Source organism: Pseudomonas sp. GZD-209, assembly GCF_049310485.1.
Lineage (GTDB): Bacteria > Pseudomonadota > Gammaproteobacteria > Pseudomonadales > Pseudomonadaceae > Aquipseudomonas > Aquipseudomonas sichuanensis.
Genome location: NZ_JBMOWQ010000286.1, coordinates 1 through 11,534, shown reverse-complemented (window position 1 = coordinate 11,534; position 11,534 = coordinate 1). Strand labels below are relative to the sequence as shown.

Here is an 11,534-nt window from a genome sequence, read left to right as displayed (position 1 = left end):
ATGACGCAGCCACCAAACTGATCTGGCTGGGGCTGCGAAACATCACGGCGAATTGGGGCTCGGCGGCGCATGATTGGAAAAGTGCAATGAATCAGTTTGCGATTCTGTACGGAGATCGGTTCATCAGGCCGACCTGGTGAAAATCATGGCCTGCCTAGCGGCAGGCCATTACCGGCCCGAACACAAAAAAACTGACAGTCCCCCTATCAGACATGGCCACATCTGTTTCAGGCCAGTCACTCCTGCAAGTCCGTCGCCATCCCCTCCCCCTACTGCGCCGGTGCCGTTGCCGGCGGCGGCTCATTGGTCACCCGCAAGATCCCCCACAACCCCGACATGTTCCCGTACGCCGCATAGTCGCGGAACAGGTAATCCCCCGGCACCGCATTCCCGCCCCCGGCGCTGGACAGCATGAAGCTGAAGTGCGCCGCCGGCAGTACGCTCTCCTGTGCGCCGATGTACATCGCCATGGGGTTGTAACCGAAGCGCACCGAACCAATACCCGGCAAGCCCATGGGGTAGCCGTCGATATCGCTCTTCTCGGCCTGGTAATTGTGCAGCGGCCACAGGTGCCCGTCGAGCTGGTAGGTGATGCCGCGGCTGCCACCGCTGGGCATCAGCACGTGCTTGCGCAGCGGCTGCCCAGGCTTGGCGTACAGCACCGGGGTCTGCGGGTCGCCGCCAACCAGGGCATTGCTGTAGGCCATGTGCGCGTTGGGCACGTCGGCAAAGCCCAGGCCGTTGGCACGACCGAACGGCGCGTCCGGCGCCAGGCCGAAGCGCAACCACAGCGGCTCGGTCTTGTAGTTCATGGCCATGTTGCCGTTGTCCTTCGGATCGCCCGGCACGCCGTTGCCTTCGGTGGCGATGCCCTCCACCGGGCGGCCATCGGCCCAGCGCATGTTCAGCGAGCGCTGCCACACCGTGACGAAGTCGCGGTAGTCGGGCTGGCCGCTGACCTTGACCGTGGCCTGGGCGCGGCTGGCCGCGTCCTCGGTCCAGGTGGCGGTCTGCGGCAGGATGCTCATGGCACCAACCAGGCCCTTCTGCGGCTGTTTGATGAAGTCCGCCGGGGCCAGGTTGAGGCCGCCGAACTCGATGGCGGTGGTGTTGATGTTGTCCACCGTGCGCCCCAGTTGCAGGGTGGGTTTGCCTTCGCGCTCCAGGTGCCCGGCGTAGTACTGGTACACCCGGCTTGGGTAGGCACCACTGTTGCCGGCCCGGGGCGGTACGGTCTGCACCGGGTTGGCGCCGACGTTGGCGCCGTCGGACTTGGTGATGTCGTAGGCCAGCAGTTGGGCGTGCAGGCCCACGTGGCTGGAGGGGCGCATCAGGTTGTTGTTGAAGGCGGTGGAGCCTTCACCGTCGAAGCGGTCGCGCTTGACCACGTTCTGCATCACGGCGGTGCTCGGCAGGTCGGGCATCACCAGCGGCAGGCGGTTCTCCAGGGTGATGCTGATGCAGTCGCCGGCGTTGGCCCGCAGCACCAGCGGCTCCACCGGCACCCCGGCCTTGAGCTTGCCGGTGCCAGGGTCGAGGTCGGCCTTGCGCACGTACAGCACCGCGGTCGGGTCGTGCAGCGGCGCGCTGTGGCCGCCGATGGTGAAGGGCTCGCCATCCTCAGGGTCGACCCCACTGACCAGCGGGATGCTGGTACGGCGGCTGTTGAACACCAGGGTGCCGCCGTTGGCCTTGAGCGCGCCGCCGACATGCTGGCCGATGCCGGCCGGGTCGTTGATGCTCACGCCGTTGCGGTTCTCGAGGATGTCGTTGGCCAGGGCCGCGACGATCTCGTAGCTGCGCTTGACCGTCGGCCGGGTACCCACGCCATTGGCGTTGGCCGTGGTTTTCGGGCAGATGCCGTCGAAGTTGACGGTGTTGCGCATGGCCACCGGCTGTGGGTTGTTGGGCAGCGCGAACAGGTCGGCACGCTGGGCGGTGTAGTTGCGCATCACGCCCCAGATACCGTTCCAGTAGCCTTCCAGGGCGGCGTCCATGGAGTACAGGTAGTCGCCGTTGGTGGCGGCGGAGCTGGAGATCATCGACACCGGCGCCATGAAGCCCATCTGCTCGGAGATGCCGATCATCTGCGACGACTTCCACCCGGAGTTGGAACTGTTGCCGAAGCCTGAGCCGTTCTGCAGCCACTTCACGCCGTGCAGGGTGACGTTGTGCTCCTCTTCATGGCCGCCGGCATGCAGGCGCAGGCGCACGTTGTCGCCGCTGTAGGTGCGCAGCATCGGCGTGAACGGGTCGCCCGGCTCGCTGCCGGCCTTGTTGATGTGCGGCGGGAACTGCGTGGTGCCGCCGGTGGGGCCGACCGCCTGGGTGATCGCCGAGGGCGCCAGGTTCATCGCCGGGATGGCGCGGTCGGTGCGCGACTGCAGGGCGTAGGCCAGGTCGCCGCCGAGGCCGTCGGCCTGCATGCCGCGCTTGCCGTCCGGGCCAACCTTGTTCGGGTCGAACACGCGCAGGGCCAGGGGCTCGTTGCGGTAGTTGACGACGAACATGCCGGGGTCATCCACCGAGATCGCCTGCGGGCATGGCCGGCTTGGGCAACCGGGGTTCAGCCCGCCACGGGACTCGACCACCGACTCCAGCAGGTTGGAGGCGGCCTGGCGCACCGGTGGGTTGATGGCGTAGCGGAAGCTGTCGGCAGTGGCCGGGTAGCTCTGCCCGTCAGGCACGCCGTTGGGGCCGGCGCCCACGTACACACCGGCTTCATAGGCGTGCTGGAAGTCGCTGTATTCGAGGAAGAACTCGCGGTAGCTGTCGTTCTTGCCGTCGCCGTCGTGGTCGCCGGTCTGGATCACCGCCTGCCACGAGGTCGGCCCGCCGTCCTGGCGGGTCGCCGGGTTGTACAGCTGCTCGCCGGTTTCGGCGTGGTACCAGGTAGACCCGGCAGGCTCCGCCAGCACGGTGGCGTACAGCCCCAGCTGCTGGTGGGTCGATGGGCCGAGGTGGTCGTGGGTGAAGATGGTGCCCAGGCCACGGTCGACGTTATGCACGTTGATCAGGGGGTCGGCGAACCAGCGTTGCATGGCGGTGCGCGCACCCAGCCAGTCGGCCCGGCCGAAGCGGCCGAAGTACGGGTGCTGCTTGGCTTTCGGACAGGCAGCGGTGCCTTCGCGGGCATCGCCCTCGGTGCAGTTGTTGAAACTGCGGATGGCGTGCACGCGCTCGACCACGCTGCCGGGCGAGAGGATGCCGTCCTCGTAGTTCCAGCCGTTGGCCGAGCCGTCGGCGGCGGTCAGGTCCCACTTGGGCAGGTGGATGTGCTGGCCGATCACGTCGGTGGGGGTGCGCACCTGGTAGTCGTCCATTTCATAGAACGACGGGATCAGGTTGGTGTGCACGTACTGGGTGCAGTCGAAGGTGTTCATACGCATCACCAGCGGCTCCGGTGGGCGCTGCTTGGTGATCACCGGCCAAGCGTCCTCCCACAGGGCGAGGATGCGCGCCTGCGGGAAGTGGTAGCCGACCTTGTTGTACACCGCGTCGAACTGGATGTTGGCGGCCTTGTAGATGCGTGGGCGGTCGGCGGTAAAGGCGGACGAGCCGCGGAAGCTCATGCCGGTCAGGGTCTCGCCACTGTTGAACTCGCCCACCCCGGACGACTGGGTCAGGCGCTTGCCACGGTCATCCATGCATGGCTCGTAGAACGGCGCGCCAGCGGTGGGCAAGGCGCCGTTGGTGCGGAACGCCTTGGCCACCGGCGCGCCGCCGGGGACCAGGGCGAAGCTTGGGTGTTCGGCCTTGGCGTGGAACTGCATGGCCGCCTGTTCCACCTCGGTGCCCTCTTCAGGCAGGTAGATCGGCTTGGCCTTGTGCAGCACCTTGGAGAAGTCCAGCCGGGTGGTGGTAGTGACCGCCTCGCCACCGGCGGACACGCCGTCCAGGGCGTGGCGACCGAGGCCACCGTTCCAGCCATCGACCTGGTTGGCGTCGAGGTTGGCCCACAGTGCCTTGCCGCTGTCCTTGAGCTGGCGCGCCAGGGCCGGGTCGAGCATGTCCAGCGGCGGGGTTGGCGGGCGCTGGCCGACGCTGCTTTCCATGCCGCCGATCCAGAACGGATAGCCGGGGTTTTTCAGGCTGCCGTCGGCGTTGCGGTTGCTTTCGCTGCGATCGACCAGGGCCAGGGAGCCCACGGCGCGAGGAGTGGCAGGCTGATTCGAATGATCGTCGTCGCCCTCCTCCTGGTCATCGTCGTCATGCTGGGCTACCTGCGTCTCGCCGAGCTTGGGCACCACGGTGACCTTGCCCGGCATCGGCGCCATGGCCTTGCCCGGCAACGGCACGATGGCCGGGATCGGCGTGCCGGCGATGATCTCACCGTCGGGCAAGGCCCGCGCGCCATTGGCCGGCTTGCCGCTGCGCAGGGCGAACGGTGTGCTGTGGAAGCCGTTCTCGCCCTCGCCGCTGACCTCGAGCCGGGTGCCGGGCTCGAACACATCGTGCACCCGCCACATGGCCCACATGCCCTGGGCGAAGTGCGGGTAGAAGTGGCAGTGGTAGATGGCATCGCCCGCGACCCGGTTGCGGTTGCCCGAACCGCCGTTGGCGATTTCGTAGGTGTAGCCCACGCCCGGGCCGATGCCCTGGGCGTCGATGTAATCGGAGTTGTCGTCGTTGGGGTTGAACAGCCACTGGTGCCCGTGCAGGTGGAAGATGTGCTGCTCGTGGCCATTGTGGGTGTTGCGGAACTTGGTGAAGTCACCGATGTAGCTGTGGTGCACGTTGGCCGGCTCAGCCGGGTACAGGGCCATGGTGGCCTTGACCCCGGTGGCGCTGGCCGGCGGTACTTCGCCCGGGCGGATGCGCTCCAGGCCGACGTTGGCCGGGATGTCCACCAGGGTGCCGATATCGCCGACCGTATGGGCACTGAGGAAGAACTCCTCGTAGGCGCACGACAGGCAGTCGTGCATCGGCCCTACGCCGAGCCGGTTGGCCACCACCTCGGCGCCCATGCCGCCGGAGCCGTAGTTGATCATGAACGAGTCGCGGGTCGGCTCCAGCACATGACCCATCACCGGGTCCGCCCAGTAGCCGGGGAAGGCCTGGGTGCCGGCCACTTCGTCGGCGAACTGCGCGGCGAAGTCGCGGAACGCTTCCAGGCGGTTGGGCAGCGCCGGGTTGCGCTTGCCGACGCTTTCCAGCGGGTAGGTGTTCTTGGGGAAGCTGCCGTCGGGGTTGGGGCCCATGACGATGGCGTCGGTCTCGCTGTTGAGGATCTCGTTGCCGTCGACCATGGCGATGATCGGCTTGCCGGCCTTGCCTTCGGCGATCCAGGGTTCCAGTTGGGGATAGCGTGCTTCGTAGTTGATCACCGGCTGGCCGGTGGCGGTGCGGCCGGTGGTAGCCAGGCGCATTTCTTCTTCGGTGAGGGTGTTGCGGTAGGTGCGCCCACCTTTGGGCACTACCGCCACTTGGCCAAACAGACCGTTGGCGACGTTGCCGGCACCGCCCTGGCCGCCGAAGGTGGCGCCCTGGCTGGTGACGGCGAAGGCGCCTTCGCGCTCGGCGTACAGGGTGTAGCTGCGGGTGCCCCCGGGGGCGACCAGGAAGTTGCCGTTGCGCCCGGTGTTGGCGGCGATGTCGGCGATGCTGGTGACCGCCTGCATGCCGTTGACCTGGAAGCCGACGTGGCGGTCGCTGACCTGCTCGTCGGCGATGAAGTGCTCGCCGCCTTCAGCGTCCGGCAACTCGACCTCTTCACCCTCCTCGCCTTCGGGCTCCTCGGGTTCGATGCCGTGCTTGTTGGGGTTGGCCTGGTAGGCCAGCAGGTTGGTCAGGTTGACCGTCAGGCAGTCACCGGCGGCCACCCGCAGCACGATCGGCCGCGGGCGTTTGTCCGGGCGCAGGGTGACTTTGCCGGGGACGGCCGCGCCGCCTTTGCTCAGCGGCACCAGGTGCTCGTCCACCACATCCTGGCGCAGGGCGAACAGCATGCCGTTGGCATTCTGCGCGCCGAGCCGGTTGTACATCAGCGGCTGGTCGAGGGCCACCACGTTGGCGGTCAGGGTGCGCTGGCATTGCACGGCCGCTTCGCCGCTTTCCTGCCAGCCCAGCAGGGCCAGCACCAAGGTGGTCAGGGCGGGGCCTTTGCGAGGGGTCGTCATGGGTCACCTCCGTGGGGCGCAAGGACTCTGCGAGGAGGTGAGCAAGGCTCATGCCACTAAAATTCTCTTTTCATTTCAACAAGTTGTAATTAGCGGTGGTTAGCAATCGGGGAAGATCACCCAATTGAGGCCCTTAATCGGGGGCATCAGCGCTGCATGCAGCGCTGGTAGCGCTCGTCCACCCGGCCAGCGAACCAGGCCGTGGTCAGCTTGCGGGTGATCTTCGGGCTTTTCAGCTCGATCCCCGGCAGCACCGCGCGCGGCAACGGCTTGCCTGCCTTGGCTTCGGCCAGCCGGAACACGCCCTGGTACAGCTCGGTTTGTTCAAGATCCAGGCTACCCTCCTGCTCCAGCTGCGCACGGATCTGCGGGTTGCGCAGCCCGAGTTTCGGCCCCAGCTTGCGCGCCGCCTGCTCGGTCTTGCCGGGCAGGGTCGCACCGGGAGCGATCAGGTCGCCGTCCAGTGCCAGGGTGGTCACGCTGGCGCGGCCCAACGCCGCCTGGAACGCCGCGTTGCGGCTGGCGTACCAGCCGGCGTTGAAGTCGGCGAAGCGGTGCAGCGGGCGCTCGTAGTGGGTGGGGTAACCCAGCAGGTGGGCGATGCCGAAGTACATGCCACCGCGCCTGCTGAACACTTCCTGGCGAATCGTGCCTTGATAGGCGTAGGGGTAGCCTTTGGCATGCTGCTCGGCAAAGTCGATGCTGACCTGCATCGGCCCACCGGTGTGCACCGGGTTGAGGCCGTCGAGCAGGGTCCGCCCGAGGGGCAGGCGGCCGATCACTTCGTCATACAGGGCGCTGAGCTGTTTTTCGCTGCGCACGGCGAGCAGCCGCTGCTGGTAGGTCTTGCCGTTGCTGGAGGTTGTTTGCAGCGCACCGTCGACCAGCAGCTTGGGGATATGCAGGCGCGCGGCGCGGCGGTCGATTTCCTCACGGGCGATACGGCCCAGGTTGGGCACCTGCGGGTCGGCGTTGAAGGTCGACTCCTGCTCGGTCACCGCCAGCACGGCGCACAGGTTGCCCTTGCTCGGCGCGATAGCCTGGGCCTGGAACGCCACCTGGATGTCCTCGGCCCAGCCCTGGCGGTCCTTGAGCTGCGCTGGTAGCAGGCGCAGCAGCTGGGCACGGACTTTGGCCGGGTCGGCTTCGGCGGTCTCCTCGGGGCGACCGGCGCAGCCCTGAAGCAGTACCAGAAAAGCTGCGCTCATCAGTAGCAACCGTTTTGTCATCGGTCATGCTCTCCCGTTCTTTGCCTGGCAAGCATAGGCTCATTCCAAATACCAAAAAAGGGAGGTAGAAATACTGAGTTCAGGTGTTGCACTCAGCTTTCGTCCTTACCCTCACGACCCGCACCATCAAAAGAAAAATCAACACCCCACCCAATTGAACACCCCAATAATAAAGCCCGTCATAATGTGCGATACCGTAAATAGGAAATAGTCCCACCCTGCATCCCAAATGGGTCCCTGGACACATACCGCGCCATTTTCGGCTTGTAATAACGAAACCGGTTGTAATGCAGCCCTGTATCTTGATACTGCCCTTGGAATTGTATCGAATTCGTCGTATTTTCCATGACACAAGCCTTGCGCCAAGGCTGGCAACCATGACTTCACAGGCATGACTGGCCCGAAACAGATGTAGATACTCTGTTTGCGGTCAAGCTTTTCTGAGGTGCTCGGCACTGAAAAGCTTGGCCGTATCAAATGGTTCATCCCCGTGGATGCATGCGCAAATACCTGCCAGGTACTCGTGCATGACAGCGGCGATAACTTGCATCTTTCTCTTGCCCCTACTGACTAGCGACTCGTAAAAAGCCTTTCCATAAGGGGCGCAGCGCACTGCGGTCAATGCAGGCACGTACATGGCCGCCCGTAGATAAGCAATCTCACTTCTGCCGAGGCGACTTATTACCACCCTAACTCTTGGTCGCCCGCTTTTATATATGCATTCCCCCAACGCATAGCAACAGCCCTCATCGCCTCCAGCGCTTCCTCGTCACCGTACTCTTTCCAAAGAAAAACCAACACTTCAACAATTGCTTTCTTTTTTTCAACACCATAAAGGCTCATGCGATATAAATCATCTCTCATTATCGATCTCTTCAATCCATAAGCAAAGTCTTCCGTAACAACACCTCCATCATAATAGTGCTCAACTGCCATCAGAAGGTAGGCTGGCAGATAGTATTCAACACCAGCTGGAGCCATGAATGTCAGGCAAGCAGACGAATCACCTACATAATCATCAAAAAGCCCTTGCAAAGTAATATCCCACCATCTCTTGCCAGTAAAGTAATCCTTAATTTGTAAAGGCTCCAAATGCAATGAAGATATAATTTCACTCGCACCAGGTGGGTTCTCTTTCTTGAAGGCTGCCTCAACCACTTTTCGGATACTTCCCTGCCTAGCATTTAACGCATCTTGGATTCGCATAGCGCTACGCCCTCCCATGCCCTGATAGCTTGCTCTCTATGTGTCGCATCACCACCGGCGAAACAACGATTATTGACAGCCTCGCGGGCCATCGCGCACTGCAAATTGACCTCTCGCAACTCGGACGCCAGAACAGGATCAGTAACCGACCTGCAACTCCGCTTGCCTCCTTTACACGAAGCGTTTACCTCATCTTGCAGTTTTCTATGCTCTCCAGGCTGACAGTTTCCTGGTGGTGACATATCAATACTCAACGGGCTGATTTTGCGCCCAATCAGGTCACGGTCTGCATCCTCTGACTTGGCGGTGTCTCCAGAAGAGCTAAGAACTGCCCCGACCGCAACAGCACCTGCAAGCGTTCCTATCAATGCTCCTGCACCACACCCAAGTGGTCCGGCCCAAGAACCTGCTGCACAGCCGACAACCGGATTCAATCCCAAGGGGTCGACATAACGCAACGGGTTCCCGGAAGCGTAACCATAAGTGTTAAGTCCGCCCCTCAAACCCGAAGGATCCCTCGACACATATCGACCGGTCTTCGGGTCCTGGTATCTAAACCGGTTGTAGCTCAGTCCGTTCTCTACATCGCAGTACTGCCCCTGAAAGCGAATCGGGTTGCCCAGGCGGTGCTGTTTTGCCCATTCCGAACGCTCTTCGCGCACTTCTCCCCAGGCCTTGTATTCCCCCGTCCAGATGACATTCCCTTGCTCGTCGCTCAGTTCCATCGGCGTGCCAAGGTGGTCGCAGTGGTACCAGGCCATGGCATCGAACGGCACGGGTTTCACGTCTGTGTGCCACAGCGGATCCTGGTCGAAGTCGTACTCGCGCTGGCTCCAGTCTGGTTGCTTGTGCAGGCGGATCGGGTAGTTGCGCAGGGCCTGGGCGACCGGCACGAAGCTGTCGGGTTCGTACAGGTAATGCACCGTGCGCCAGCTGTCGCCTTCATCGAGAGGCGGTGAGCTTTCCCAGGCCAGGGTGTCGCCGTCCCAGCCGAACAGAGTGAAACCGCAGTTCAGCTCGCGCTGGCGCTTGGCCCGTTGCAGTTGGTTCCAGCCGGTGCCGGCCTCGGGGCGATCCCAGAAGTGCGCGACTGAATGCTTGTGCAGGCGCCGGCCCAGGGCGTCGTAGCTGTAATCGACCTTGAGCTTGTCGTCGTTGTAACCGGCCAGCCGATCGAACAGGTCCCAGGTGAAGTGGGCATGGGACCCGTTGTGCAGGCGGTGGATCAGGTTGCCGCGCTCGTCGTATTTGTAGTGGGTCCCGGCGTACTCGCGCAGCAGGTTGTCCATCAGCTTGTTACGGCGTGGATCGGCCTCCAGTGGGCGATTCAGCTCCTGGGTCTTCTGATCCAGCAGGTTACCGGCCGGGTCGAAGGCAAAGGTTTCCACGCTCAGGCGACTGGTGGCCTTGAGTAGGCGGCCCACCGGGTCGTACTGGTACTCCAGTTGGCCACGACGGCTGTCGTGGATGTTGGTCAGCTGGCCGGCGACGTCGTAGCGGTACTGACGCTTGAGCAACGTGGACTGGCCGTCATGGCTGCCCAGCAGTTGCTCTTGCAAACGCCCGGCCGGGTCCCAGGCCTGGGTCTGCATCAACTTATTGCCCTGATGCCGCACGATTTCGCGGTGCAGGTCATCGCGCTCGTAGGCCAGCATCTCGTGCTGGTCGAGGGTCATGCCGAGCAGGTGGCCGCTGCCGTAGGTCAGCCAGCTGACCTTGTGGCCGTCCGGGCGAATCGTCGCGGTGCGCTGGTTGAGTGCGTCGTACTGATGCTGCCACACCGCAACCATCGGCGTGCCGGTGGCCAGGTAGTACTGATGCTCGCGGGTCAGGTTGCCGGCTGCATCAAAGAACCATTGCAGTTTGCTGGCAGCGTTCACTGCCTGGATCAGCTGGCCGTTGCCGTCGTAGGCGAAGGTTTCGCTCTGGCTCTGGTTGCCCAGGCGGGCCGTACGCTCACTCAATCGGCCCATGAGGTCGAAGGTCAGTTCGATACGGCGCTGGCCAACCTGGGTCGAGGCGAGGCGACCGCTGTGCGAGTCGTACTGGTAACGGGTGACCAGGCCATCAAAGCCGGTCTCTTGCAGCAGCCGGCCCACCGGGTCGTAGAGGAAAGTGGCCTTGCTCGCGTTCTCGTTTTCCAGGCCGATCAAGCGGCCAAGCTTGTCCCAGCGATAACGCAGGGTATGTTCGTTGGCGTCGACGCGTTCGCTCAGCAGGCCTGCGGCGCTGTACGCCCAGGTGGTGCAGCGCTCGAGGGCATCGACATGGGCCAACAGACGGCCTTCGGCATCGTAGTTGAAGCGCTCTTCGGTCTTGTCGGGATGGGTGACCTTGGCCAGTTGCCCGGCCTGGTATTCGTAGGCGGTCGTGTAGCCCGCCGCATCGGTGAAGTCGGTCAGCTGGCCAAGGGTGTTGTAGGCCCAGGCACTGCTCTTGCCCGAGCAGTCGGTGTACTCAAGCAACTGCCCAGCATCGTTGTAGGCGAGTGTCTTTTCGTTGCCCAGCGCATCCGACCAGGTTGCCGGCAGCGTCGTAGTCGCGCAGCCACAGGCCGCCTTCGGCATCGCTGATCTTGATCAACTGGTCCTTGTTGTCATAGGCGTAGTGCACCACGGTATGGTCGGCGCGGATGTGCTGCAGGCGGTTGCTGCGTTCATCGTAGGTGTAGCGATCCTGGCTGCCGTCGGCGTGCAGGTGGCGGATCACGTTCTTGCGGGCGTCGCGGAACAGCCACTCCGAGCGCTCGTCGGCGTGCTGGATGCGGTAGGTGTAGCCCTCGGCGTCGTAGTAGTGGCGAGTCTGGCCGCCGTAGGCGTCGGTCACAGTGGTCAGGCGGATGTGCTCATCCCACGCCAGGCGGGTTTCGAAGCTGCCGTCGTCGGCCCATTCGCGGATCGCCCGGGCGTGCGGGCCGCTGCCGTCCCATTCCAGGTTGAGGCCTCGGTCGGTGCGGTCGGTGTAGCGGGTGATCAGGTGG

3 protein-coding genes and 4 pseudogenes are annotated in these 11,534 nt (G+C 63.8%); 1 reads left to right on the top strand and 6 read right to left on the bottom strand.

The genetic code is table 11. The annotated features are described in order from the left end of the window. Positions 1–140, top strand: a pseudogene (locus tag ACO6VM_RS27070) (IS256 family transposase); the annotation flags it as partial. 129 nt (positions 141–269) lie between these two features. Here ACO6VM_RS27070 and mnxG read toward each other — a convergent pair. The 6 genes and pseudogenes from mnxG to ACO6VM_RS27040 all read right to left on the bottom strand — a co-directional run. After that, positions 270–6,119 carry a manganese-oxidizing multicopper oxidase MnxG gene (gene mnxG / locus ACO6VM_RS27065; RefSeq protein ID WP_422404058.1) on the bottom strand — a complete coding sequence of 1,950 codons (5,850 nt, stop codon included), beginning with the start codon at positions 6,117–6,119 and terminating at the stop codon, positions 270–272. Positions 6,120–6,265: 146 nt separating this feature from the next. Beyond that, on the bottom strand, positions 6,266–7,348 hold the full coding sequence (locus tag ACO6VM_RS27060; protein WP_422404057.1) for a DUF1615 domain-containing protein: 1,083 nt from the start codon (positions 7,346–7,348) through the stop codon (positions 6,266–6,268). Positions 7,349–7,527: 179 nt separating this feature from the next. Continuing rightward, positions 7,528–7,704 (bottom strand): annotated as a pseudogene (locus tag ACO6VM_RS27055) (RHS repeat-associated core domain-containing protein); the annotation flags it as partial. Positions 7,705–8,029: 325 nt separating this feature from the next. Continuing rightward, complete coding sequence (locus tag ACO6VM_RS27050; RefSeq protein ID WP_422404056.1) at positions 8,030–8,554, bottom strand: DUF6714 family protein; 525 nt, start codon at positions 8,552–8,554, stop codon at positions 8,030–8,032. Further along, a pseudogene (locus tag ACO6VM_RS27045) lies at positions 8,533–8,727 on the bottom strand (hypothetical protein); the annotation flags it as partial. The gene ACO6VM_RS27050 and the pseudogene ACO6VM_RS27045, both read right to left, overlap by 22 nt. 258 nt (positions 8,728–8,985) lie before the next feature. Continuing rightward, positions 8,986–11,534, bottom strand: a pseudogene (locus ACO6VM_RS27040) (RHS repeat-associated core domain-containing protein); the annotation flags it as partial.